This is a genomic window from Nocardia brasiliensis ATCC 700358, from assembly GCF_000250675.2.
In the GTDB taxonomy this organism is placed as follows: Bacteria; Actinomycetota; Actinomycetes; order Mycobacteriales; family Mycobacteriaceae; genus Nocardia; species Nocardia brasiliensis_B.
In genome coordinates this window covers 6,815,768-6,839,985 of record NC_018681.1, presented here as the reverse complement: position 1 = coordinate 6,839,985, position 24,218 = coordinate 6,815,768, and the positions used below count along the sequence as shown (strand labels likewise).

General features: G+C 68.3%; 25 protein-coding genes. 14 read left to right on the top strand and 11 right to left on the bottom strand.

Going from position 1 to position 24,218, the window contains the following annotated elements; all coding sequences use genetic code 11:
* Nucleotides 1-43: 43 nt before the first annotated feature.
* Nucleotides 44-604 carry an HD domain-containing protein gene (locus O3I_RS30215; RefSeq protein WP_014986819.1) on the bottom strand — a complete coding sequence of 187 codons (561 nt, stop codon included), beginning with the start codon at nucleotides 602-604 and terminating at the stop codon, nucleotides 44-46.
* Nucleotides 605-734: 130 nt separating this feature from the next.
* Here O3I_RS30215 and O3I_RS30210 point away from each other — a divergent pair, with 130 nt between their 5' ends.
* The 3 genes from O3I_RS30210 (at nucleotide 735) to O3I_RS30200 (ending at nucleotide 3,398) form a co-directional block, all read left to right on the top strand.
* Nucleotides 735-1,898 (top strand): glycosyltransferase, encoded by a 1,164-nt coding sequence (locus O3I_RS30210; protein ID WP_014986818.1) that lies wholly within the window; start codon nucleotides 735-737, stop codon nucleotides 1,896-1,898.
* 67 nt (nucleotides 1,899-1,965) lie between these two features.
* Nucleotides 1,966-2,157 (top strand): DUF3046 domain-containing protein, encoded by a 192-nt coding sequence (locus O3I_RS30205; RefSeq protein WP_014986817.1) that lies wholly within the window; start codon nucleotides 1,966-1,968, stop codon nucleotides 2,155-2,157.
* A gap of 2 nt (nucleotides 2,158-2,159) precedes the next feature.
* Nucleotides 2,160-3,398 (top strand): aminoglycoside 3'-phosphotransferase, encoded by a 1,239-nt coding sequence (locus tag O3I_RS30200; RefSeq protein ID WP_237748158.1) that lies wholly within the window; start codon nucleotides 2,160-2,162, stop codon nucleotides 3,396-3,398.
* A gap of 2 nt (nucleotides 3,399-3,400) precedes the next feature.
* On the opposite strand, the gene O3I_RS30195 is transcribed toward O3I_RS30200, so the two are convergent.
* Entirely contained in the window at nucleotides 3,401-3,919 is a 519-nt protein-coding gene (locus O3I_RS30195) for a CGNR zinc finger domain-containing protein (RefSeq protein WP_014986815.1), read from the bottom strand.
* 153 nt (nucleotides 3,920-4,072) lie between these two features.
* On the opposite strand from O3I_RS30195, the gene O3I_RS30190 reads away from it, so the two are divergent.
* The 3 genes from O3I_RS30190 (at nucleotide 4,073) to O3I_RS30180 (ending at nucleotide 5,951) form a co-directional block, all read left to right on the top strand.
* A complete protein-coding gene (locus O3I_RS30190; RefSeq protein ID WP_014986814.1) occupies nucleotides 4,073-4,534 on the top strand; it encodes a VOC family protein in 462 nt (153 codons plus the stop codon).
* Nucleotides 4,535-4,605: 71 nt separating this feature from the next.
* Nucleotides 4,606-5,487: a pyridoxamine 5'-phosphate oxidase family protein gene (locus O3I_RS30185; RefSeq protein ID WP_014986813.1), complete on the top strand. Its 882-nt coding sequence runs from the start codon at nucleotides 4,606-4,608 to the stop codon at nucleotides 5,485-5,487.
* Nucleotides 5,488-5,501: 14 nt separating this feature from the next.
* Nucleotides 5,502-5,951, top strand: a complete 450-nt coding sequence (locus tag O3I_RS30180) for a nuclear transport factor 2 family protein (protein ID WP_014986812.1) — start codon at nucleotides 5,502-5,504, stop codon at nucleotides 5,949-5,951.
* 49 nt (nucleotides 5,952-6,000) lie between these two features.
* Here O3I_RS30180 and O3I_RS30175 read toward each other — a convergent pair whose 3' ends face one another.
* A complete protein-coding gene (locus O3I_RS30175) occupies nucleotides 6,001-7,410 on the bottom strand; it encodes an MFS transporter (RefSeq protein WP_041564572.1) in 1,410 nt (469 codons plus the stop codon).
* A 98-nt stretch (nucleotides 7,411-7,508) separates the two neighbouring features.
* Here O3I_RS30175 and O3I_RS30170 point away from each other — a divergent pair, with 98 nt between their 5' ends.
* The 4 genes from O3I_RS30170 to O3I_RS30155 all read left to right on the top strand — a co-directional run bounded on the left by O3I_RS30170 (nucleotide 7,509) and on the right by O3I_RS30155 (nucleotide 11,048).
* Complete coding sequence (locus tag O3I_RS30170; protein WP_014986810.1) at nucleotides 7,509-8,555, top strand: Lrp/AsnC family transcriptional regulator; 1,047 nt, start codon at nucleotides 7,509-7,511, stop codon at nucleotides 8,553-8,555.
* A gap of 168 nt (nucleotides 8,556-8,723) precedes the next feature.
* Complete coding sequence (recA, locus tag O3I_RS30165) at nucleotides 8,724-9,764, top strand: recombinase RecA (RefSeq protein WP_014986809.1); 1,041 nt, start codon at nucleotides 8,724-8,726, stop codon at nucleotides 9,762-9,764.
* 358 nt (nucleotides 9,765-10,122) lie between these two features.
* Complete coding sequence (gene recX, locus O3I_RS30160) at nucleotides 10,123-10,680, top strand: recombination regulator RecX (protein WP_014986808.1); 558 nt, start codon at nucleotides 10,123-10,125, stop codon at nucleotides 10,678-10,680.
* A gap of 17 nt (nucleotides 10,681-10,697) precedes the next feature.
* Nucleotides 10,698-11,048, top strand: a complete 351-nt coding sequence (locus O3I_RS30155; RefSeq protein WP_014986807.1) for a MerR family transcriptional regulator — start codon at nucleotides 10,698-10,700, stop codon at nucleotides 11,046-11,048.
* A 102-nt stretch (nucleotides 11,049-11,150) separates the two neighbouring features.
* On the opposite strand, the gene O3I_RS30150 is transcribed toward O3I_RS30155, so the two are convergent.
* The gene (locus O3I_RS30150; RefSeq protein ID WP_014986806.1) at nucleotides 11,151-11,570 is read right to left on the bottom strand and encodes a type II toxin-antitoxin system VapC family toxin; all 420 of its coding nucleotides are present in this window, start codon (nucleotides 11,568-11,570) and stop codon (nucleotides 11,151-11,153) included.
* Nucleotides 11,567-11,779, bottom strand: a complete 213-nt coding sequence (locus O3I_RS30145) for a hypothetical protein (RefSeq protein ID WP_141691623.1) — start codon at nucleotides 11,777-11,779, stop codon at nucleotides 11,567-11,569. The genes O3I_RS30150 and O3I_RS30145 overlap by 4 nt, the downstream gene beginning before the upstream one ends.
* Before the next feature lie 173 nt (nucleotides 11,780-11,952).
* Here O3I_RS30145 and O3I_RS45950 point away from each other — a divergent pair, with 173 nt between their 5' ends.
* On the top strand, nucleotides 11,953-12,504 hold the full coding sequence (locus tag O3I_RS45950; protein ID WP_041562964.1) for a hypothetical protein: 552 nt from the start codon (nucleotides 11,953-11,955) through the stop codon (nucleotides 12,502-12,504).
* A gap of 221 nt (nucleotides 12,505-12,725) precedes the next feature.
* The gene (locus O3I_RS30135) at nucleotides 12,726-13,490 is read left to right on the top strand and encodes an SDR family NAD(P)-dependent oxidoreductase (protein ID WP_014986803.1); all 765 of its coding nucleotides are present in this window, start codon (nucleotides 12,726-12,728) and stop codon (nucleotides 13,488-13,490) included.
* Nucleotides 13,491-13,852: 362 nt separating this feature from the next.
* Here O3I_RS30135 and O3I_RS30130 read toward each other — a convergent pair whose 3' ends face one another.
* From O3I_RS30130 to O3I_RS30110, 5 genes are all read right to left on the bottom strand, one after another.
* The gene (locus tag O3I_RS30130) at nucleotides 13,853-16,108 is read right to left on the bottom strand and encodes a M20/M25/M40 family metallo-hydrolase (RefSeq protein WP_051066791.1); all 2,256 of its coding nucleotides are present in this window, start codon (nucleotides 16,106-16,108) and stop codon (nucleotides 13,853-13,855) included.
* 138 nt (nucleotides 16,109-16,246) lie between these two features.
* The gene (locus O3I_RS30125) at nucleotides 16,247-17,149 is read right to left on the bottom strand and encodes an amino acid ABC transporter permease (protein ID WP_014986801.1); all 903 of its coding nucleotides are present in this window, start codon (nucleotides 17,147-17,149) and stop codon (nucleotides 16,247-16,249) included.
* Entirely contained in the window at nucleotides 17,146-17,826 is a 681-nt protein-coding gene (locus O3I_RS30120) for an amino acid ABC transporter permease (RefSeq protein WP_014986800.1), read from the bottom strand. Before O3I_RS30120 ends, O3I_RS30125 begins: the two co-directional genes overlap by 4 nt.
* Before the next feature lie 97 nt (nucleotides 17,827-17,923).
* On the bottom strand, nucleotides 17,924-18,760 hold the full coding sequence (locus O3I_RS30115) for a glutamate ABC transporter substrate-binding protein (RefSeq protein ID WP_014986799.1): 837 nt from the start codon (nucleotides 18,758-18,760) through the stop codon (nucleotides 17,924-17,926).
* Nucleotides 18,761-18,819: 59 nt separating this feature from the next.
* The gene (locus O3I_RS30110; protein WP_014986798.1) at nucleotides 18,820-19,548 is read right to left on the bottom strand and encodes an amino acid ABC transporter ATP-binding protein; all 729 of its coding nucleotides are present in this window, start codon (nucleotides 19,546-19,548) and stop codon (nucleotides 18,820-18,822) included.
* A 374-nt stretch (nucleotides 19,549-19,922) separates the two neighbouring features.
* Between O3I_RS30110 and miaB the strand changes: the two genes are divergently transcribed.
* Both miaB and O3I_RS30100 read left to right on the top strand, forming a co-directional pair.
* Complete coding sequence (gene miaB / locus O3I_RS30105; RefSeq protein WP_014986797.1) at nucleotides 19,923-21,482, top strand: tRNA (N6-isopentenyl adenosine(37)-C2)-methylthiotransferase MiaB; 1,560 nt, start codon at nucleotides 19,923-19,925, stop codon at nucleotides 21,480-21,482.
* 698 nt (nucleotides 21,483-22,180) lie between these two features.
* Nucleotides 22,181-22,756 (top strand): hypothetical protein, encoded by a 576-nt coding sequence (locus O3I_RS30100; RefSeq protein WP_041564568.1) that lies wholly within the window; start codon nucleotides 22,181-22,183, stop codon nucleotides 22,754-22,756.
* Between the two features lie 39 nt (nucleotides 22,757-22,795).
* On the opposite strand, the gene O3I_RS30095 is transcribed toward O3I_RS30100, so the two are convergent.
* Nucleotides 22,796-24,163: a DUF349 domain-containing protein gene (locus O3I_RS30095; protein WP_014986795.1), complete on the bottom strand. Its 1,368-nt coding sequence runs from the start codon at nucleotides 24,161-24,163 to the stop codon at nucleotides 22,796-22,798.
* Nucleotides 24,164-24,218: the final 55 nt, after the last annotated feature.

Below are 24,218 nucleotides of genomic sequence, written 5' to 3'. Positions count from 1 at the left end.
CGAAATCGGGTGCGGGAAAACAGAAGTGATGCGCGAATAGGAGCTAGCCGGGCCGGGCAGCGACTCGATCGAGCACCGGACGCCAGGACGCCAGCGGCGCGACCGCGAGACCGACGACCTTCCCGGCGTCGTCCGCGCGGCGCAGGGTGAGGGCGGACTCGAAGTCCGGGTCGGCGCGGAACGCCGCGATCTCCGCGTCGTCCATCGGGCCGCCCTGCGCCACCAGGGTGCGGCGGCTGGACGGCGACAGTCCCGCGGCATGCGCCGAATCTGTCGCCGCGAGATAGCGTTTCGCGACGACGTGCAGCTCGACCAGCCGCGCCACCCGCGCGCCGAGCAGCCCGCGGATCGCTGCGGCGCCGTGGCGTCCATGGCCCGCGTCGTCGCCGGGGACGAGCTGGTGGCCGATGTCGTGCACCAGTCCGGCCACCTGGAGTTCCTCGTCGTCCGGGCACTGCATACGCAGTAGTTCCGCGCATTGCCGGTCGTGATCGAGGATGTCGACCGGATCGCCGCTGCGGTCCGGCATATCCCAGACGTCCGCGCCGTTCGCCAGCAGCACCATCAGTTCGTCCACCGTGGACACCTGCACGATCGTTCCCACCTCCGCACTCGATTGGTCTAGACCATATCGCCGGTACGGCGCGAGGTCACGTGAAGATCTGCTGTCGAGCAGGTGACCAAGTGGGGGCTGGGTGTGACCCGGCCGTTATGTGGTGTGGCAGGCTGGGCCGATGCGAGTAGCCGTAGTCGCGGGGCCCGATCCCGGGCATGCGTTTCCCGCCATCGCGTTGTGCTTGCGTTTCCTGGCCGCCGGCGACGAACCGGTGCTGTTCACGGGTCCGCGCTGGTTCGAGGCGGCCCGCGACGCCGGTATCGGCGTGCGCCGGTTGAAGGGCCTGGCCCCGCGTCCGGCCGACGACGACACCGACGCCGGCCAGCGGATCCACGAGCGCGCCGCGCACATCTCCACCGAGATCCTGCCCGACCTGAGCGCGATGCTCCCGGAGCTGGTGGTCTCCGACGTGCTCACCGCGGGCGGTGGCCTGGCCGCGGAACGGCTCGGCGTGCCCTGGGTCGAGTTGTCGCCGCACCCGCTGTATCTCCCGTCGAAAGCTTTGCCGCCCATCGGAAGTGGTCTCGCGCCCGGTACCGGTCTGCGCGGCCGGATGCGCGACGGCATGCTGCGCACGATGACCGCCCGCGACATCCGGCACGGCCTGCGGCAGCGCGAACAGGCGCGGGAAAGCGTCGGGCTGCCCGCCGCCGATCCGGGTCCGGCCGCGCGGTTGATCGCGACGTTGCCCGCGCTGGAGGTGCCACGCCCGGACTGGCCGGACAACGCGCACGTCATCGGGCCGCTGTTCTGGGAGCCCACGGCGGAAATCCTCCAACCACCAACGGGGGACGGCCCTTTGGTGATGGTCGCACCTTCGACCGCGCACACCGGGGTGACCGGCATGGTCGAGACCGTCCTGGCCGCGCTCGCCGATGCCGGTGTCCGCGTGGCGATCTCGATGCTCGATACCCCGCCCGCCGAGCTGCCCGCCTGGGCCACCGCCGGTTTGGGCCGTCAGGACGAACTGCTCACGCACGCTTCGGTGGTGGTGGGCGGCGGCGGGCACGGTTTGCTCGCGAAATCCCTCTCGGCGGCGGTTCCGCTGGTGACCGTTCCCGGCGGCGGCGACCAATGGGAACTCGCCAACCGGGCGGCTCGCCAAGGCAGTTCGCTGCTGGTGCGGCCGCTGACGGCGGAAGCGGTCCGCGCGGCAGTCCTGGAGATTCTGTCCACCGAGAGTTTCGCCGTCGCCGCGCGGGCCGCGGCCGACTCGGCGAACGAGGTGGCCGACCCGGTCGCACTGTGTCACCGAGTGCTCGACGGGGTGCGGGCCGGATAGCGCGGTGCCGCGCCGCCGCGAACGGGGGCCGTGGGACGGCCGCGTGGGCGCGGGTATCTTGGGCACAGTGCGGTTGACGGAGTTCCAGGAACTGTTGCATACCGAGTTCGGGTCGGCCAGGGGCGACGCCCTGCTGGCCGATCACGTGATCCCTGCGCTGGGGCGCACGGGAGCCGATGCCATCGAAGCGGGCGTGGACCCGCGGGACGTGTGGCGGGCCCTGTGCGCGGAGTTCGATGTGCCGCGGGGACGGTGGTGACGGTGTCCGGTCGGGTGGTGGGCCACGACGAGCCGCTCTATCGGTTCGACGAGCGGCAGCGGATGATCCCGGTGGATTCGGAGCGGCTGGCCGCGCGCCTGGCCGCGGCCGCGCCTGCCGATTTCGCGGGGTTCCGGCAGACCGGGATCGAGGCGATGCTGCTCGGCCGCTACGCCGAGGCCCTCGACCACCTGGATCGCGCGCTGGAACTCGTGGACACCGAACAGCGCCGGATCACCGTGTGGATCAATCTGGGCGACGTGTACCGCTACCAGGGCGACGCGGTCACCGCGGAGACGCTGTACGCGCGGGCCGTGGCGCATGCGCGGGCCGCCGCGCCCGACGTGCTGTCGTTCGCCGTGCAGCATCTCGGCAAGGCGCTGGCCGAACAGAATCGGCTCGACGAGGCGCACACCCTGTTGCGGGAAGCGCTCGACTTGCGGATCGCCGAAGGAGATCCGGAGGAGATCGAGTCCACCAGAGTGGCGCTGGAAACCCTGTCCGCGCTGCCGATTTCGCTGCCGCCCGCGGTCGCCGCGGTGCTCGGCGAGGCGCCGACCTGGTCCGACGAGCACGAAGGGATGAGCGGGGGCGTCTCGTTCGTCAACGGGACCTACTGGGTGAAGCGGGGCCCACGCGCGGTAGCCGAACAACAGCGGCTGAACTGGTTGGGCGAGCGCGGGATTCGACTACCTGAGATCACCGTCTACGCCGAGGACGTGCTGGTGCTCGCCGACGCGGGCGTGCCGAGCCTGGCCGTGCGTGGCGAATCCGGGACCGGCGCGGACTCGGTCGGCACGATCATGGGCACGCTGCTGCGTACCCTGCACGGCATCCCGATCGCCGAGTGCCCGTTCGACGGACGGCTCGATCTCGTCTTGGCGCAGGCCCGGCGGCAGGTGATCGAAGGTTTGGTCGACGCCGACGATTTCGACGACGACAACCAGGACTCCTCGCCCGAGCAGGTGCTCGAGCGGCTGCTCGCCGAGCGCCCGGCCGAGCCGGATCTCGTGGTGGCGCACGGCGATTTCACGCCCGCCAACGTGCTCGAAGGCGCGATCCTGCTCGATGTCGGCGCGCTCGGCGTCGCCGACCGCTATCGCGATCTCGCGCTGGCCGTGCGGGATCTGCGTGACGATTTCGGTGCGGCGGAAGTGACGGCCTTCTTCGCCGCCTACGGCCTGGCCGAGCCCGATCCCGTGCGGCTGGAGTACTACCGCCTGCTCGACGAATTGTTCTGAGGTCAGGTCTTTTTCGCGTAGTGCCGGGCCGCTTTGGTGCGGTTGCCGCAGGTCGCCATCGAGTGCCAGCGGCGGGTGCCGTTCTTCGAGGTGTCGAAGAAGAACAGCACGCAGTCGGCGTGGGCGCACTGCCGGATACGGTCCGGCGCGTCGGCGAGCAGCCGCAGCAGATTGTCGGCCGCGAGCCAGGCGGGTAGCCAGGCCGGATCGGGCACTTCGACGACCTCCGCGGGACCGGCGTCGGTGAGGGTGCGCCGGATGCGGCCGTGGTCGAGTACCTCGTTCAGCGCGTCGTGCGTGGCGTGCTGGACGACGTCGTAGATGGCGGCGCGCGCCGCCAGGGTCGCGGCCAGGGTCGCCGCGTCGGCCTGCGCCCGGTCGGTCAGCCCCGCCGAGGACAGCCAGATGGCCAGACCGGTTACGTCGGTGAGCAGGTCCTGCAGCTGTCCGTGCTTGTTCCACCGCGTGTCCAGCAGGTCGAGGGCCAGCGGTTCGCCGAGGTGGGGACGGGGATCGTGCATGACTGAGGGTATCGACCTCCTGCGGCGGGCTTGGGCATCAGTGTCATTCTAACTGTCTATATTAATTTTACTGGTTGACGCCGCGTCGCGCCCTGGTTATGTTCTAACCAGTCAAACCGATTAAGACGGTTTGGCCGGTTTGAGGAGGAACACATGACCGCAGTCGCCGCGCCCACGCTCGTCACCGGGCACATCGGGCTCAACGTCGCCGATCTGGCGCGTTCGGTCGACTTCTACCGCAGTGCACTGGGTTTCGAGCAGGTGGCCGCGAGCACCGGCGACGACCGCAAGTGGGCGTTCCTGGGTATCGACGGCAAGGTGATGGTGACCCTGTGGGAACAGAGCACCGGTGAGTTCGGCACCGAAACGCCCGGACTGCATCATCTTTCGTTCCAGGTGGACACCATGGACCAGGTGCGGGCGGTCGAGGCGGTGCTGCGCGAGCGGTCGGTGTCGTTCGCGCACGACGGCGTCGTCGCGCACAGCGAGGGCGCGAGCTCAGGCGGCATCTTCTTCACCGACCCCGACGGCATCCGGCTCGAGGTCTACGCGCCCGCCGGCGCCGAATGCGCGCCCGCGCCCGCCGGTTCCGCGCCCACCTGTGGATTCTTCTGAGCCGCAGGACCGTTGCACGCTGCGGTGGGCAGTTCCGCCTATCGCAGCACCTCTCGGACAGGAGTAATGCGATGGCCCCCTTCCACTCCGGTGAGCTGGCCGTCCAGCAGCGGATGGGCCAGGCGGAGATCGCCGGGCGGGTCGGCCGGATGATCCGCGCCGACATCCCGGCCGTCGCCGCGGCCTTCCTCGCCGAGCAGCCGATGCTGGTGATCGCCGCCGCGGACGCGGCGGGCAGACTGTGGGCGAGCGAGCTGGTCGGCCCGCCCGGCTTCATCCACGCCGTGGACGCGGGAACGATTGCCGTCGCGGCGCGGCCCGTGGTCGGAGATCCGTTGCGGGACACGTTGACCGGCACCGCACGCATCGGCATGATTGCCCTGCAACCGCAGCGGCGCAGGCGGATGCGCGTCAACGGCACGGTCGCCCCTGACGGCGCGGGCCTGCGGATCGTGACCGACCAGGTCTACTCCAATTGCCCGAAGTACATATCCCGCAGAGAGATCGAGTCCTACCAGCCGGGGGCGACGCAGTCGCCGCGCCACAGCACGGCACTCGATGCGGGACAGCGGGCGGCGATCGCGGCGGCCGACACGTTCTTCACCGCCACCGCCGACGCCGACGGAAACGCCGACGCCTCGCACCGCGGCGGCAATCCCGGCTTCCTGGAGGTGCTTTCCCCGACCCGGCTGCGCTGGCCCGACTATCGCGGCAACTCGATGTTCATGACGCTCGGCAATATCGAGGTCAATCCGCACTGTGGGCTGCTCGTCCCGAACTGGGCCACCGGCGGTGCGCTCCAGCTCACCGGCACCGCCGAATTGGTTTGGGCGCCGCCGACTTCCGCGCCCGGCGCGCAATGCTCGATCGAATTCACCATCACCGAGGTGCTCGACCACCCCACCGGCCCGCTCCGGTGGACCGCACCGGAACTGTCCCCGGCCAACCCCTGAGAAAGGAAACGTCCATGCGACCCCCACTGCCTCCCTTCGATCTCGAATCCGCCAAGGCGAAGGTGCTGGCCGCCGAGAACGCCTGGAACACCCGCGATCCGGAGCGGGTGGCCGCGGCCTACACCGCGGATTCGGTGTGGCGTAATCGCGACGAGTTCTTCACCGGCCGCGCCGCCATCGTCGAATTCCTCACCCGCAAATGGTCGGTGGAGAACGGCTACGCCCTGCGCAAAGATCTCTGGGCGTTCGAAGGCAACCGCATCGCGGTGCGCTTCCAATACGAATGGCACGACGAATCCGGCCGATGGTGGCGCAGTTACGGCAACGAACAGTGGGAGTTCACCCCGGAGGGGCTGATGTCGCGCCGGGAGGCCAGCATCAACGATGTCGCCATCGCCGAATCCGATCGCCGCATCCACGGGCCTCGTCCCGAGGGCGACACTTCGGTGCTCCCGCAACAGTGACGACGGGTGGTGCCGTCCCGGCCGGGACGGCACCACCCGTGCGAAACCGTCAGGCGGCGACCGCTTCTCGATCCGGTGCGCCGGAGGTGGCGGCGGTCCGCGCCCGATGGAAGAGGACGAAGGCGGCCGACCCGAAGACCAGGCCGACGCCCGCGGCCACCATGAACGCGGCGTCCAGGCCCGCGACGAACCGGGACAACGACAGCGGCTGCGCCGGCCCCGCGACGCCGCGGAACACCGTGCCCAGCACGGCGACTCCGAGGGCGAGGCCGAGCTGGCGCGCGGTGTTCACCGCGCCCGCCGCGGTGCCACCCTGCTGCGGCGGCACCGCGGCCATGCCCACGGAGACGAGCGCGGGCGCGTTGATGCCGACGCCGGCGCCGAGCACCACGAAGCCGGGAACCAGTGCGGTCCAGGATGATCCGGGCCCGATCAAGGTGAGCAGCCCGGTCCCCGCGCCGATCACGACCAGTCCGGCGCCGATCGTCCACTTCGGTTCGACATCGTGCAGGAAGCGGCCGAACACCGCGGCGACCAGAAAGGCAGTCGCAGCCATCGGTAACAGGGCCAGTCCCGCGTGCAACGGCGTCATCCGCAACTGCTGCTGCAGCCAGAGCGACACCAGGGGCGTGCACGCGAAGGCCGCGAAGGTCTGGCCGCTCGCACCGAGCAGCGTCGCCCCGAAGACGCGGTTGCGTAGCAGGCCCAAGGGGAACATCGGTGCGTCGCTGCGGGATTCGACGAGCGCGAACCCCCCGAGCGCCGCGACGCCCAGTACCAGCGCGAGCACGGCGAGACCGTCCGACCAGCCGTGCTCGCCGCCGCGGATCACCCCGTAGGTGAGCGCCGTCGCGGCGGTGGCGAACGCGAGTATGCCCGGTACGTCCACCGCGCGATCACCGCGGCGGGCCGAGGCCGGAAACACCGTGGCGGTCAACGCGATAGCGAGCACGGCGATCGGCAGGTTGACGAAGAAGATCCAGCGCCACGACAACAGGTCGGTCAGCACGCCGCCGAGCACCACGCCGATCCCGGCCGCGGCGCCGGTCACCGCGCCCCAGATGCTGAACGCGATACCGCGGTCGCGCCCGGTGTAGGTGGCGTGCAGCAGCGACAGCGTGGTCGCGAACATGGCCGCGCCGCCGACGCCCTGAAGTACCCGGCCCGCAATGAGATTCGTCGCGGTACCGGCGACACCGCAGCCGAGGGAGGCCACGGCGAACAAGACGAGACCGGCGAGGTAGGCGCGTTTCGCGCCGACCCGGTCGGCGAGCGAGCCGAGCACGAGCAGCAGCGCGGCCAGCGCCAGCGCGTACCCGTCCACCACCCACTGCAGGCTGGACAGCCCGGCGCGCAGATCGACGGCGATGTCGGGCAGTGCGACGTTCACGATCGTGACGTCGATGAGCAACATGAACGTGCCGAGACACGCGGCGAACAGGGGGAGCCATTTCCTCACGGGAGCCTCCATGGCGGAATCGAACGATATCGTCGCCAAGCGTGCGACAATCGAACGCATCCACCTAGCCAGGCGGGGCCTTGCGTTAGATTCCTCCCATGCAGTCCGATGGGTCCGTGGAATCCTCCGCGCTCGACGTGCTCGACAAGCAGATCGTGCACGCGCTGGTGTGCGACGCCAGAATTCCGTTCGCCAAGCTCGGCGCCCTCCTCGACGTCTCCGAGCAGACGGTCGCACGCCGCTATCGCGCGCTGCGCCAGCGTGGGATCCTGCACGTCTCGGGGCAGGTGAACGCGGTGCCGCTCGGGCACGCGCGCTGGGTGCTGCGGATCCGCTCGACGCCCGACAAAGCGCTGCGACTGGCCGAATCCCTGGCCAGATTCCCGGATCTGAGCTGGGTGACGCTGCTGTCCACCGGCTCCGAGGTGACGTGTGTGAGCCGGCCGCGCTCGATCGAACGGCGCGACGCGCTGCTGCTGCACACGCTGCCGAAGGCGAGCCAGGTGCTGGGGGTGACCGCGCACGAGGTGATGCACCGGTTCCCGGCCGACGAGGAATGGCCGCGCTTCGGTCACCTGTTCACCGAGCAGCAGCTGTGCGCGCTGGGGCAGCGGTCGGGTTGCGCGTCGGGTTCGGCGCGTTCGGTGGGCGAGGAGTTCGGGCCGGACCTGCCGGTGGACCTGTCCGCCGAGGACGAGGCCATGCTCGCGTTGCTCGGCCGGGACGGACGCGCGCCCTACGCCCAGATCGCGGCCGAAACCGGTTGGACCGCACCACGAGTCGCGCGCCGGATGGCCGAGCTGGAACGGGCGGGCGTGCTGTACTTCGATCTCGACTTCGCGGTGGAACGGATGGGGTTCACCGTGCGCGGCGGCCTGTGGCTGCGGGTGCGCCCGGCCGAGCTGGACGCGGTGGGGCGGGCGATGGCGACGCACCCGGAGATCGTTTTCGTGGCCGCGACCACCGGGCCGACCAACCTGTTCGCCTCCGTCCTGTGCCGCGACACGCCCCATCTCTACCGCTACATCACCGAGCGGCTCGGCGCGCTGGACGGCATCACCGACCTGGAGGTCACGCCCTCGCTGCGGGTCCTGAAACAGGCGCAGACGCTGCTCGACAGCCAGCGGGTCGCGCCGGGGCGGTGATCGCGCCGCGTTTGCCGAGGACACAGAACTCGGATCGCGTGTTGCCGGGCGCGTCGCTTGACTCGAACATCTGTTCGTCTAACCTTGGCGCCAGAACTTGTCGGTGCCGCCCTCTAATGTTGGCGCCAACCACAGCAGAGACTTACCCGTCGAAAAGGGGATCAGGACATGGCACCACAGGCGTACGACCGCGACAAGGCTCTCGAACTCGCACTGGCTCAGGTCGAGAAGAGCTTCGGCAAGGGTGCGGTCATGCGCCTCGGCGAAGAAGTACGTCAGCCGCTCGCGGTGATCCCCACCGGTTCCATCTCGCTGGATGTCGCGCTCGGCATCGGCGGCCTGCCGCGCGGCCGCATCATCGAGGTCTACGGCCCGGAATCCTCGGGTAAGACCACGGTGGCGCTGCACGCGGTGGCCAACGCGCAGGCGCAGGGCGGCATCGCGGCCTTCATCGACGCCGAGCACGCGCTCGACCCGGAATACGCAAAGAAGCTGGGTGTCGACACCGACGCGCTGCTCGTCTCGCAGCCGGACACCGGTGAGCAGGCGCTGGAGATCGCCGACATGCTGGTGCGGTCCGGCGCCATCGACATCATCGTCATCGACTCGGTGGCCGCGCTGGTGCCGCGCGCCGAGATCGAGGGCGAGATGGGTGACAGCCACGTCGGCCTGCAGGCCCGCCTGATGAGCCAGGCGCTGCGCAAGATGACCGGTGCGCTCAGCAACTCCAACACCACCGCGATCTTCATCAACCAGCTGCGCGAGAAGATCGGCGTCATGTTCGGCTCGCCCGAAACCACCACGGGTGGTAAGGCGTTGAAGTTCTACGCCTCGGTCCGCCTCGACGTGCGCCGCATCGAGACGCTCAAGGACGGCACCGACGCGGTCGGCAACCGTACCCGCGTCAAGGTCGTGAAGAACAAGGTCAGCCCGCCGTTCAAGCAGGCCGAGTTCGATATCCTCTATGGCCACGGCATCTCCAAGGAGGGCTCGCTCATCGACATGGGCGTCGAGCACGGCTTCGTGCGCAAGTCCGGCTCCTGGTACACCTACGAGGGCGACCAGCTCGGCCAGGGCAAGGAGAACGCCCGGAAGTTCCTGCTGGAGAACACCGATGTGCGGGACGAGATCGAGAAGAAGATCAAGGAGAAGCTCGGCATCGGCGCCGATGTGAGCGCCCCGGCCGCCGAGGTTCCCGCCGATTTCTGATCCGATGAACGGCCGGCGCTCGCCCCAACCGCGCCGGACTGCGCCCGATGAGTCGCGGTCCGAACCGGTGCAGGAGATGCGGCGCCGGCTCCAAGAACTCCTGTCTGCCTCTGGTGCCGCCACCGATCCGGTTGGATCTCGGCTCGGCGGACAGGAACCCGGACGAGTCCCGTCGGCCGAAGGTGGTTCGGCCGAACAGGACACCATGGGAACTCGGTCGAGCGCGCCCGATCCGCAGCGGGCGCGTTCGACCGGGTCCCGCGCGGACTCGTCCCGTCGCGGACGCCGGAAGGCGTTCCCGCACACAGATTCCCACTCGGCTGATATCGAACGTAGTGAAAGCCGATGGGCGGATCCGGTGGCGGCCGGATCCGAGCGGGGTGCGCGCTCCACGGAGCAGACTCCGCCAGGCGGGACGGTCGAGCAGGCCAAAGAGGCGTGTCTGCGCCTGCTCGCCGTCCGCGCCCGCAGCCGTGCCGAACTCGCTCAGCGTCTGGCAGCCAAGGGCTACACCGCCGACGTCACCGATCGCGCACTGGACCGGCTCACCGAGGTCGGCCTCATCGACGACGCCGCCTTCGCCGAACAGTGGGTCCATTCCCGGCACACCTTCTCCGGCAAGGGTAAACAGGCACTCGCCCAAGAACTTCGCCGCAAAGGCGTCGACCAGGCCGACGCGGCTCCCGCCCTGGACGCCATCACCGACGACGACGAAGAATCCCGCGCCCGCGACCTGGTCCGCCGCAAACTCCGCACCCTCCCCACCACCCTCGACCGGGAAAAAGCCCTGCGCCGCCTCGTCGGCATGCTCGCCCGCCGCGGCTACAACCAATCCACCGCCTTCGCCGTAGTCAAATCCGAACTCGCCGAAGCCTCCTTCGACACCACCGACCTCGACACGCGTTTCGACGCCTGACTCGGAATCGGGTCGCGGTGGTCCGCACCTTCGCTTGCAGACTTCGCTACTACGAGGAACAGCAGCTGATCACGCCCGGGCGTTCCTTCAACGGCTACCGTGAGTACGAGGAAGGTCATGTCGACCGGGTCCTGCAGATCAAGGGACTGCTAGACGCTGGGCTGCCCACCCGGATCATCGGTCAGATCCTGCCCTGCCTGGACAAACCCCGCAGCATCTACTTCGACCATCCGACTCCTGAAATGCTCGCCGTCCTGGAACGCGAGCACAAAAACCTGACCCAGCGCATCAATTGCCTTACCCGCAATCGGGACTCGATCGCCGAGTACCTGCACACGGTGCGCGGAGTAGTCGCCGACCCCTCGTGAGAGCGTCGGCTTCCCCACCTCGACCAGGTTGCTACCGCAACAGTTCGCATGCGAAGTGCGCTACGGCCACGCTCTCTCTGACCGGCCACTGTGTTGAGGATTTCACGGCAGCAATGTCAACGCCGCCGTGTGCCGTGGCCGTACGACGCTGAAATGTCGTTTGTCCAGAGTGGCGACCTCGGTGATGCCGAGACGTTCGGCGACAGCGATCACCGTCGCGTCACACGTTCCCAGCGGGAAGTCTGCATACTGCTCGACTAATTCTGCTGCCCGCTGATAGTCCTCGCTCTCCGGTGCGATCGGAGCGAAAACCCCTGAAGCCAAGGATCGGAGAAACCCGGCCTCGGTTTTAGCACCGGCCAGGCGACCCAGGAGGTAGCCGACTTCACCGAGGATCGGTGTCGGGATGAGGATAGGTCGGTTGGCGAGGAAGAGTGACGTGAACAGTTCAGTACAGGCGTGATAGTCGGGATCACTTCTGAAAGCAGCCGCGACGAGTGGCCCGGTATCGCAAACGATCATGCGGACTGGCCGAAGCCGTCACCCAGCAGTTCCTCGCTTCTGGCGCCGTACGCGGTGCCGTCACCTTCGGCGCTGCCGAACCAGTCCGGCGGCCACGTGGGGGACGGCACAGCATAGAGATGTTTACGCACATCGGCGAGAACCTCCGGCACCTGTTCATCCGGGATCTCACGGACCAGGCGCAGCAGCTCGTCACGTTCGGCGCTCACGCGTTCACAATAGCGCACGGGCAGGGTGTGATGATTGCCCCACGCGGCATGAACCACCTGGTTATCGGCAGAATTCGGTGCGAGGAACAGGTGGTGGCCCTGTCACTCATGGCTGTTCAGGGGTGGCGGAAAATCGTGGGCGGGGGTGAGGGTGGGGTGGGTACGGTCGGGGGATGAGGCGTTATGGGGTGTTGCCGCGTGGGGGTGCGTCGGCGGCGGCGTTGCGGGAGGTGGAGGAGAGTATTGATCGGGTGTGGGGGGAGTTGTTGGGGGAGCAGGGGGTGCGGGCGGGGAGCGGGGAGGAGGTGGAGTTGGCTCGGCTGGTGGTGGACGATCCGGGGGCGTTCGAGTGGCGGGTGGTGGATGCGGCGCTGGACCTGCTCGACTGCGCGGAATGCGGGGAGATGCTGGGGTCGGGGCCGAGTGGCTGTGCGCGTTGCGCATTGATGGATGGGTTCCGGTTTTCGGCGCGGGAGATCGATCGGCCCGGCGTGCCGCCGCGGAACGAGCATGCGGTGCGGGTGGCGTCGGTGGTGGCGCGCAATCGGCACCGCTACAGTGCTCGCGCCCGCTGCGGCTACGAATTGTGCCTGCCGTGGGTGTGGTCCGGTGGTCTGCCGACCACGCCGGAAGCGCAAGCGTTGAAGGCGAAGATCAATCGGTTGAGCGACGAACAGCTCGAATCGGTGACCTCGATCGAAGATGTCTTGACCTGCACGGCTTGATATCCACCCGGCTGCCCAATTTCGTCCGAACAACGTGTAGCTGAACTGATCCGGGCCAATGGCAGCGGCCACTCACGACGGCTCGCGGTCCAGGCGTGCACGCAGTGCGCGGACCTCGCTCACCAGCGCGGGCAGGTAGGTTCGCGCCGCGAGACCCTGGTTCGTCCGGCACGCCAGCGCACTGCAAGAACGACGCCAGTGCCCGTGTCGATACTCGTCGCATGAACAACCCAACCGACAGTGCTCAGGACGTGCTGAAGTCTAAGGTCGCGCTCGTCACCGGCGTCGGCCGCGCGCAGGGTCTCGGCATCGCCGTTGCTCGCGAACTCGCTGTCCGGGGTCACCAGGTCATCGTCACCGGCCGTGATCTGAGCCGGACCGAACCGCTCGCCGAACTGCTTACCGCGGAGGGGCTTTCGGTGTGTGCCACGCAACTCGATGTGACCGACCCGGTCGGTATCGCGAAAAGTGTCGAGTTCGTCCGCGACAAGTTCGGCACCCTCGATGTGCTGATCAACAATGCCGCGGGCGGGTTCGATATCGACCAGTTGTTGTTGACGGCCGATATGGCGCGGGCTCGAGACGCGTTAGAGGTGAACTTCTTCGGTCCTTGGCACACCTGCGCTGCTTTCGCGCCCTTGCTGTGTGAGTCCGGCCATGGTCGCATCGTCAACGTATCGAGCGCGGCGGGATCGTTCGCGGACGGACTGTCCGATCCCTGGATCGGTGGTTTGTTGCCGGGCTACTCGCTGTCGAAGAGCGCGCTCAACGCACTGACCGTCAAGCTCGCCAGTGCTTTCGCACGTACCGGTGTGCTGGTCAATGCCGTGTGCCCCGGCGAGACGGCCACCCACCCCGAGACCGGCGACGAAGACAACGCTCGCAGCCCCCAGGAAAGCGCGAAAGGTGTTGTCTGGGCCGCAACCCTCGGACCGGACGGACCGACCGGCGGCTTCTTCCGCGACGGCGTCGCGCTGCCCTGGTAGCCGCCCACCGAAGACGCGAAATCTGCACCCGTTCTATGGTTTCGCCCCGCTCAGTACCTGCAGAGAGGCGCGAAGTCCGAGAACCGGTGCGGGTCCGGGGAACTGGTGAGGTCCTGACAACGTGCGGAACTGCCACAGCGCTGCGCCCGAGGCGGCTTACCGATCGCCATGACGACGAGGCCGATCGCGACCGCGGCGAGACCGCGACGATGGTCGCGATGCCGGTGATCGGACCGGTTCCGGGTGCTCTACTCAGGGGCCGAACCGGTGCGGGCTGCGGGAACTCGCCGCGGGCTGCGGGAGCTGTTGCGAGCCATAGGAGCTGGTGCGGACCGGGAGGACTGGCGCTGCCCCGCCCAGCATCACAACCCGCGGACCGCGGTGAACACGGCCGCCGAGCTGTCCTGCCGGAAGTAGATGTCGCCGGGAACCGGCGGGAGCACCGTCAGCTGGGATTCGGGAAGGTAGGTGTAGTCGACGACGTCGAGCGCGAGGGCACCCGCGGGAACGGTGAGTTCGATTTCGATCCCTTCGCGCGGCGGTGCGTTGAAGTGAATACCTTTCGCAGGCGGCTCGGTCACCTCGCGGCCCGCGACGCGCAGGGACCGTGGGGCGGTCTCGTAGCGCAGATCGATGATCGTGGCGTCGCGCTGCGACCGGATCCGCAGCTTAACGGTTCGTTGATCGGAAGCCGTGGTGTCGGAAAGGATTTCGGCGACCGGTGGCAACAGTGCCGCAACAGGCGCCGGGCCACTGGCGCCGATATTCGGCCAGAGTTGGGTGAACCGGGGGCCGGGCGTCGCCGCGCCGACCAGCTCGCGCGTCCAACGGTCGGGTGATTCCCTGGAAATCCATTGCGCCTCGTTGCGATCGGCGTCGAAGGCGTAAACGAGCTGCGAGGTCAGCGGATGCCGCTCATCGAAACGATCGACCATCAATCCGGTGGCCGCGAGCGCGACGGCGAGCAGTAGCGCTACCCCGGGAATGGCCCAACCACGCTGTGCGGGCCAGGTTTTCGTGAGCGTGAGCAGCAGCAGACCGCCGACGAGTGCGACCGCCGGTGCCACCAGGAACGGCGCGGTGGTGATGCCGGTCTGCAGTGCGGGCCAGGTCGCGCTGCCGAGGAAGATCGCCGCCGGAATCAGGAACACGGTGAGCACGGGGAGTCGCCACCGCTCGGGCACCGCGAACGTGATCCCCACACCGACCGCGGCCGCGAAAGCGGGCACCACCAGTAGATGGCCGGTGGTGGGGGCGAGGACGGTGAGCACACCGCCCAACAGGGCAAGGCAGCTCAGCAATCCGGCCGCCGTGGCGTCGGCGCCGAACAGTCGCCGGGCGAGCGCGAACCAGGCGAACAGCACCGCGGCCGAGACGGCAAGGATTGCGACATAAAAGAATTCGGGTCGATACGGGTCGACGAACAGCGGGCGATACTCCGGCCGGATGACCTTCAGCAGCTCCCACATCCCGTACACCGCACCGGTGGCAATCGGCGCGGTGAGCAAGGCCGTCGCACCGGAACCGAGCACGCGGCGCAGGCTGGTCTCGCCCGCGCGCAGGTACTGCCACACCACCAGTGCCACCACCACGATGGTCGCGACGGCGAGGACGAACATCACCCAGATCGGCAGGACGATCAGCACCCCGAACGGCAGTTGAAAGTAGGAGCGATCGACGTCATCGGCCGCGGTGAGATCGTCGTCGCCGAGTTCGCGGACCAGGGCCAGGCTGTTGTCGCCCATCTGCTGCACCGTCGCCGGATCGACATGGGCGGGATCGTCGAATCGGTTGTGGTAGTAAGCACTTCGCCCGGCGTAGGCCCAGTCGAGCACCCGCAGCCCGCCCGGCTCGAAGGACGCGTAGTCGGTGTTGCTGCTCGTCTGCGCGCCGGCCAGGGTGGTGGTCAGCGAGTCGGTGTTGGGGTGCGGGGCGGCGTTCGCGACGGCCCGCACCAGCGCACCGTCGGGATGGGTGACCCGCCACATCAGGACCGGACCGCCGGCGCCGCGCGCCTCGTGGTTGACGACCACGCCGGTTTTCCTGCCGTCCATGCCCGCGGCGACGAAGGCTTCCGCGCCGAGCAGTCCCGGTTCCTCGCCGTCGGTGAGCAGCACGACCACGTCGTTGCGCACCGTGGTGCCCGCGGCGCGCAGGGCGCGAACGGTCTCCAGGATCGCCGCGACGCCTACGCCGTCGTCGTTCGCGCCGGGCCCGGACGCGACCGAATCATAGTGCGCGGTAAGGAAAACCGTGCCCGTCGAGTTCGTGCCGGGCAGCCGGGCGATGATGTTCGCGACCCGGCCCATGCCCAGCACGTCGCGCACGACGCCGGCGGGGTAGCGGCCGACGCCCTCCTGGATCTCGGTGTCCAATCCGAGCGTGCGCAGCTCGCCGGCGAGATGGTCGCGGACCCGGTCGTGCTCGGGTGTGCCGACCGGATGCGGCCGCTGCGCGATCTCCTCGACGATCCGCATCGCCCGTGCGGCACTGAACGCCTCGGCCGGCGCGGACTCGGGGCGATGCCCGTGTGGCTGTTGCTCCCACGCGGTCGCGCCGGCGACCAGGAGCAGCACGATAAACGCCAGTAAACCGGAGACCCGCGGTCCTATGTGCACACGTCTGATCGTATCGACGGTGTCGATCGCACGGCGTCACCCGAAATGACGACCCGCCGCAGGCCCACCCGGGTCGTGCCCGGAAAACGACGAATGCGCTGGAACGGTAATCCGTTCCAGCGCATTCGACTTGTCGAATTACTTCTTACCGGCGAGGTCCACTCCGGGTGCCGCGTCGGTGAGAATCGAGTCGGCCGCGACGACGCCGCCGCCACCCTTGGCCTTTTTACGGGCCCGCAACCGCTGCTCCAGCTTCGTCGCCACGAAGGTCAACGCGCTGTTCAGCACGATCATCACGATCGCGATGATGATCAGCGAGGGGATCGTGTTCTGTTCGGCCGCACCGAGCTGCTGCCCGGAGCGCACGATCTCGGTGTAGGTGATCTGGTAGCCGAGCGCCGAGTCCTTCAGCGCGACAACCATTTGCGAGACCAGCGCGGGCAGCATCGCGGTGATCGCCTGCGGCAGCAGGATCAGCCGCATCAGCTGGTTCTTGCGCATGCCGAGCGCCACGGCGGCCTCGGTCTGCCCGCGCGGCAGCGACTTGATGCCCGCGCGGACGATCTCGGCGATGACCGAGCCGTTGTAGACGGTCAGCGCGATCACCACGGCCGCCAGCGCCAGATCGTCGACCTTGAACACCTTGTTCTTGGAGAACAGGGCGAACAGGAAGATCATCAGGATCAGCACCGGGATGGCCCGGGAGACCTCCACGACCGCGCCGGCGATCCAGCGCACCCAGCGGTGATCCGACATCCGCAGGATGCCGAAGACCATGCCGATGATCAGCGCGAAGACGATCGACAGCAAGGCCGCGACGATCGTGCCCTGCAAACCCGGCAGCAGGTAGGTCGTCCAGACGTCCGCCTCGAGGAACGGCTTCCACTTCTCGGCGGTGAACTGTCCCTTGTCGGCGAAGCCGCTGTAGAGCACCCACAGGAACGCCGCTACGGCGGCGATGACCACGACCGAGTAGATGTAGTGCCGGATACGTCCGCGGGGGCCCGGTGCGTCGAACAGCACCGAAGACGCAGCGCTCATCGAGCCACCTCGTATCGTTTGGCCAGCCAGCCGAAGAACAGGCCGGTGGGCAGGGTCAGGATGACGAAACCGAGCGCGAAGATGGCGCCGACGGCGACCACCGCGGCCTCGTTCTCGTTGATGTTCGCCATCAGGGTCGCGGCCTCGACCACGCCGATCGCCGAGGCGATCGTGGTGTTCTTGGTCAGCGCGATGAGCACGCTGCCCAGCGGCGCGATGACCGACCGGAAAGCCTGCGGCAGCACGATGAGCCGCAGATTCTGGGTGAAGGTCAGGCCGAGCGAACGACCGGCCTCGGACTGGCCCATGGCCACGGTGTTGATGCCCGAGCGCAGCGATTCACACACGAATGCGCCGGTGTAGATGCTGAGTCCGAGCACGGCGAAGCGGAAGTTGTTCTCGGCGACCGAATTCGGTCCTTCGCCTGCGAGCTTCCAGCCCATCGTGGTGTACAGGCCGAGCGACATGAACACGATGATCAGCGTGAGTGGGGTGTTACGGAAAATGGTGACGTAGGCTGTGCCGACCGCGCGAGCGATGGGCACCGGGGACACGCGCAACGCGGCGACGAATGTGCCCAGGATCAGCGCGCCGACCGCCGACGCGACGGTCAGTTTGATGGTCACCCAGAAGGCGTCGAGGATTTGGTCGTCATACCTCGAGATCAGGTCGAACACGGCGTACGCGTCCCTCCGATCGGGTCTCGATGTGCAAGGGAAATGCGGCGGGTGGCCCGGACCGGTAGGACCGGGCCACCCGTGCAGGAGGAAATGCTCAGTACCGGTTGACCTTCGGCGGCTCCGGCGCCTGGTAGCCGGACTTGCCGACGGTGGCGTCGAACGCCTTCTTCCAGGAGCCGTCGGCGAACATCGCCTCGATCGCGTCGTTCACCTTGTCGCGGAACTCCTTGTCGCCCTTCTTCAGGCCGATGCCGTAGTTCTCCGTGGTGAACGGCTTGCCGACGACCTTGAACGCGCCGGTGCTCTGCGCGGCGTAGCCGGCCAGGATGATGTCGTCGGTGGTCACCGCGTCCCACGAACCGGCGCGCAGGCCCTCGAGGCACAGCGAGTAGGTGTCGTTGGTCTGCAGCTGGGTGTCCTTGAAGTTCTTCTCGATGTTCTGGGCCGGGGTGGAGCCCTTCACCGAGCAGACCTTCTTGCCCTTGAGGCTTTCCGGGCTGGAGATGTCGTTGTTGTCGGCACGCACCAGGAACGACTGTCCGGCAACGTAGTACGGGCCGGCGAAGTCGATCTTCTGCTTGCGGGCGTCGGTGATCGAATAGGTGCCGACGATGTAATCGACCTGGCCGTTCTCGATCAGCGTCTCGCGCTGGCCGGACGGGGCTTCCTTCCAGGTGATGCCGTCGGGCTTCACGCCGAGCTTGTCCGCCACGTACTTGGCGACCTCGACGTCGAATCCGCTGTAGGACCCGTCCTTGTCCCGCAGACCGAGGCCCGGCTGGTCGAACTTGATGCCGATCGTGATCTTGCCGCCCTTGGCGTTGTCCAGGGCCGACTTGGTCTCGCCGCCGCCACACGCGGTGGCGGTCATGGCGGTGAGCGTCAGAGCGATCGCTCCGACACCGAGTCGCAGGGCACGGTTGAACCTCATCGAATTTCCTTACTTCTCTGGTGGGTTGTTGGTCTGTGGTGAGCTCGTCGCCGTGTGGCTCAGTGGCTCAGGATCTTGCCGAGGAAGTCCTTGGCACGGTCGGACTTGGGTGCGGTGAAGAAGACCTCCGGCTCGGCGTCCTCGACGACCTGACCGTCGGCCATGAACAGAACCCGGTTGCCCGCACGCCGGGCGAAGCCCATTTCGTGCGTGACGACCAGCATGGTCATCCCTTCCTTGGCGAGCGACACCATCACGTCGAGCACCTCCTGGACCATTTCCGGGTCCAGGGCCGAGGTGGGCTCGTCGAACAACATCACCTTCGGATTCATCGCCAGCGCCCTGGCGATGGCGACCCGCTGCTGCTGACCACCGGACAGCTGGGCGGGGTACTTGTCGGCCTGGTTCGCGATGCCGACGCGGTTGAGCAGTTCCATGGCGTGCTTGCGCGCGTCATCCTTCTTGATCTTGCGAACCTTGAGCGGCGCGAGCATGACGTTCTCGACGATCGTCTTGTGCGCGAACAGGTTGAAGGACTGGAACACCATGCCGACGTCGGCCCGCAGCGCGGCCAGTCCGCGGCCCTCGGCGGGCAGCGGGACGCCGTCGATGGCGATATCGCCGGAGTCGATGGGTTCCAGGCGGTTGATGGTGCGGCAGAGCGTCGACTTCCCGGAGCCCGAGGGCCCGAGAACGATGACGACCTGTCCCTTGGGGACTTCGAGGTTGATATCGCGCAGTACATGCAGTTCGCCGAAATGCTTCTGCACATTGCGCATCGAGATCATCGGCGCGCTGTTGGCGGCGCTGGCGTCCCCTGTAGAAGCGTCCCCCGTTGTATCGGGCGCGGCGGCGTCGTCGGTCATGGTCCAAGACCTTAAGGGCAAATCGGGGATTTGCCAGAGTTTCCGTGCCACCCTTTTTTGCCGCGCCGAGATGACACGTCACGTTAACCTGGCCGACTGGTTCGTCCCAAAGATCGTATTTCGCACCGACCCGCGCCGCCGTCGACGCGACAGCGTGCCTGATCAGAGGCCACTTTGGTTCCCGACCCGAGGGCCGTACTGAAGCGGGCCGACGTCCAACGTGCCGTCATTTAGTGGCGCGTTCGTCGTCCGCATGCCCCTAAAATTGGGGTTGGCCCTGCCCGTACCCTGGACGGGTGGATTCGATCGGACAGGCAGTGTTGACTCCCACCCTCGACCCCGCCGAGGGCGCCCGCAGCTATGAGGTCCGCACCTTCGGCTGCCAGATGAACGTGCACGACTCCGAACGCTTGTCCGGGTTGCTCGAGGACGCGGGGTACGTGAAGGCCGCGCCGGGCGCGACGGCCGACCTCGTCGTGCTCAACACCTGCGCGGTGCGCGAGAACGCCGACAACAAGCTCTACGGCACCCTCGGGCACCTGGCGTCGATCAAAGCCGACCAGCCGGGCATGCAGATCGCCGTCGGCGGCTGCCTGGCGCAGAAGGACCGCGGCACCGTGGTGCGCAAGGCGCCCTGGGTGGACGTGGTGTTCGGCACGCACAACATCGGTTCGCTGCCGGTGCTGCTGGAACGGGCGCGGCACAACGCCGAGGCGCAGGTCGAGATCCTCGAGGCGCTCGAGGCTTTTCCGTCGAGCCTGCCCGCCAAGCGCGAGTCCGCCTACGCCGGTTGGGTGTCGATCTCGGTGGGCTGCAACAACACCTGCACCTTCTGCATCGTTCCGTCGCTGCGCGGCAAAGAGGTCGACCGTCGTCCCGGTGACGTGCTCGCCGAGGTGCAGGCCCTGGTGGACCAAGGCGTGCTCGAGGTGACGCTGCTCGGGCAGAACGTCAACGCCTACGGCGCCTCGTTCGCCGACCCCGACGAAGCGCGGGATCGCGGCGCCTTCGCCAAGCTGCTGCGCGCGTGCGGCAGCATCGACGGGCTGGAGCGGGTGCGCTTCACCTCGCCGCACCCGGCCGAATTCACCGACGACGTGATCGAGGCGATGGCCGAGACCCCGAACATCTGCCCGCAGTTGCACATGCCGCTGCAGTCCGGCTCGGACAAGGTGCTCAAGGCGATGCGGCGCTCCTACCGCAAGGCGCGCTACCTCGGCATCATCGAGAAGGTGCGGGCCGCGATGCCGCACGCCGCGATCACCACCGACATCATCGTCGGGTTCCCCGGCGAGACCGAAGAGGACTTCCAGGAGACCCTGGACGTGGTCCGCCAAGCGCGTTTCACCAGCGCCTTCACCTTCCAGTACTCGAAGCGGCCGGGCACCCCCGCCGCCGACATGCCCGACCAGCTGCCGAAAGCCGTTGTGCAGGAACGCTATGAGCGGCTGATCGCGCTGCAGGAAGAGGTGTCGCTCGACGCGAACCGCGCGCTCGTCGGCACCGAGGTCGAGCTGTTGGTCGCCGAGGGCGCGGGCAAGAAGAACGCGGCCACCGCGCGGATGAGCGGTCGCGCCCGCGACGGCCGGCTCGTGCACTTCCGGCCGGGCGGCACCCCCGAGGCGATCCGGCCCGGCGACCTCATCACCGTCGACATCACGGAGGCCGCACCGCACCATCTGATCGCCGACGCCCCGATCAAGTCGCACCGTCGCACCGCGGCAGGCGACGCCCACGAACGCGGCATCACCCCCAAGACCGCCCCCATCGGTGTAGGCCTCGGCCTGCCCCGTATCGGCGCCCCCGCCGTCGAGCCCGCGGCCACCGTCGGCTGCGCCACCGGCTGCGGGACGTAAGTTCGGGCGCTTCCCGCACCCCTTCTGTGCCGAAACGCGGCGTGTTGCGCGGCAAGTCGGGGTGCGCGGCGTCAGAAGGGGTGCGGGACGCCGGGGTGCTGGCGCGGGCGGAGCAAGTGGCGCACCATGGCTTCGGCGAGTGCGGGCGTCTGGTGCCGGGGCGTGCTGTACCGAGCCGGCTCGTCCGTGACGTGCGTTGTCGCGGGCGCTGGGACGAGGTGCGTGCGGGACAACGGGAATGGAGTTCGGTCATGACGGAGGCAGGCGGAAGCGCGGGCGACGACTCGGCTCGAGGCGGTGGACGGTCCGAAACGCCGGAACCTACTACCGGCAGTAGTGGGTCGGGTGCGGCGCCTGGATCCGATGCTGGCACAGTGGACGCGGGCGGCCGGTCCGGCGGAGTCGAGCATGGACACGGTGCAGCTGCCACCGGATCCGGCGCGGCGAAGGCCGACCGCAATGCGGCGAAGAACGAACCCACAACAGCGACAGGCCAACCCAGCGCAGCAGGTCGGCCCAGCGCAGCAGATCGACCCAGTACAGCAAACGAAAACAGCGCAGCAACAGACCAACCCAGCGCAGCGACAGACCAACCCAGCGCAGCGACAGACCAACCCAGCGCAGCGACAGAGGAACCCGGTGCGGCGGCGGTGCAATCCGGCGCGGCGAACCACGAAGCCGAACGAAACGAGGGACCCGTGAACTCGGTCGAGACCAATAATTTCGAGCAGTTCCGTGACGACCTGGATGCGGTGGAACGCCGCATCGCGGGGGAGATCGACCCGGGCGTCCGCGCCATGGTGGTCGCGGGCGCGGTGTTCGTCCTGCTGTTCTCGCTGGTGCTGCCGCACGCGGGCGGTGCGCGCGGCTTCGACGTGCTGCTCGGCACCGAGATCGCCCGCACCGAGCACATCGGCCTGCCGTCGCGGATCTTCGTGTGGTTCGCGGTGATCTTCGCGGTGGGTTTCTCGACGCTCGCCCTGATGACCCGCCGCTGGATCCTCGCCTGGATCGCCGTCGCGGGCACCGCCATCACCAGCGTGTTCGGCGTCTTCTCGATCTGGCACCGGCAGACCCCGGGCATCGGCAACTACCACGGCGCGGGCCCCGGCATCGGCCTCATCCTCGGCGTCATCGCCGCGATCGTGTTGACCTTCCACTGGATTCGCGTCGTCTGGAGCCGCACCGCACTGCAGCTGGCCGCCGAAGAGCAGCGCCGCAACGCCACCGCCGCCCAAGAGGAACAGGACCGCCGCCGTCTCACCGGCGAATAGCCCTCCGCCGAACGCCTAGCGCTCAGCGGTTGGTGACGCTCAGCGGTTGGTGACGGCGCCTTCCGCGGCCTCGGCCCACTCTCGCCACTGCTTGGCCTGCTCGAGCGCCTTCTCCGCGTCGCGCGCCTTACCGGCGGCTTGGGCTTTGGCGGCCTGTTCCTCGAATTGCGCTACGCGCTCGCGGAATTGGGCGGCGCGCGCCATGGCTTCGGGGTCGGTGCGCCGCCATTGCGCGTCGGCGGCGTCGCGGACCCGCTTCTCGATGGCGCGCAGCTTGCCTTCGAGTTCCTGCATGCGTTCGCGCGGCACCTTGCCCAGGGCGTCCCACTTGTCCTGTAGTTCGCGCAGGCCGGCGCGGGCCGCCTCGAGGCCGTTGGCCGGGTCGATGTGCTCGTAGGCGGCGAGCAGCTCTTCCTTGGCGGTCGCGTTCTGCTCGAATTCCGCGTCACGTTCGGTGACCGCGGCGTTGCGCGCGGCGAAGAACACGTCCTGTGCGCTCTTGAAACGCCGCCACAGCGCCTCGTCGGCCTCGCGAGGCGCACGGCCCGCCGCTTTCCATTCGGCGAGCAGATCGCGGAAGATGCCCGCGGTGCCGACCCAGTCGGTGGAGCCGGACAGCTCCTCGGCGCGCACGCACAGCTCTTCTTTGCGGGTCTTGGCCGCGGCGCGTTCCCGATCGAGTTCGGCGAAGTGCGCGCCCCGTCGGCGGTTGAACGCCTCACGGGCCTTCGAGTACCGCTTCCAGAGCGCGTCGTCGACCTTGCGGTCCACGCCGCGGATCGACTTCCATTCGTCGAGGATCTCGCGTAACCGGTCGCCGGCGGCCTTCCACTGGGTGGATTCGGCGGCGATCTTCTCGGCCTCGGCGCAGAGCGCTTCCTTGCGCTCGGTGTGCTCGTGGCGGGCCCGGTCTTTCTCCTCCTTGGCGTGCGCGGCCGCTTCTTCGGAGTGTTCGGCGATGGCGTCGAGCCGTTTCGCGAGTCCGTCGATATCGCCGATCACCGCCGCGGTGGGCAGCGATTCGGCGATGGCGAGCGCCGCGGCTTTGGTCTTGCGCGCGTCCGCGCCCGCGGCCAAGCGGGCTTCGAGCAGCGCGACCTCGGTGGCCAGGTCGTCGAACCGGCGGCCGAAGTGGGCGAGCCCCTCGGCCGCGTCACCGGCCTGCCAGGAGCCGACCTGGCGCTCGCCGTCGGCGGTCTTCACCCAGGCGGTGCCGTCGTCGTCGACGCGGCCCCAGACGCTGGGGTCGGTGACGGTCGGCACGACGACCGGGTGCGGGTGCTGCTGTGCCGGGCCCGGCGTCGCGTGCGGTTTGGGGGGCTGGATCGAACCGCCGGGTTTCGGGGCACCGGAAGAGCGCGGCATCTTGCCGGGGCTGGCTTTCGCGGTTCCGTTGCTGTCGGTCATTGCTCCTCGTCCCTGCCGCGCGTCACGGCTGCCTGGTTACGCCCTAGCTCATCCC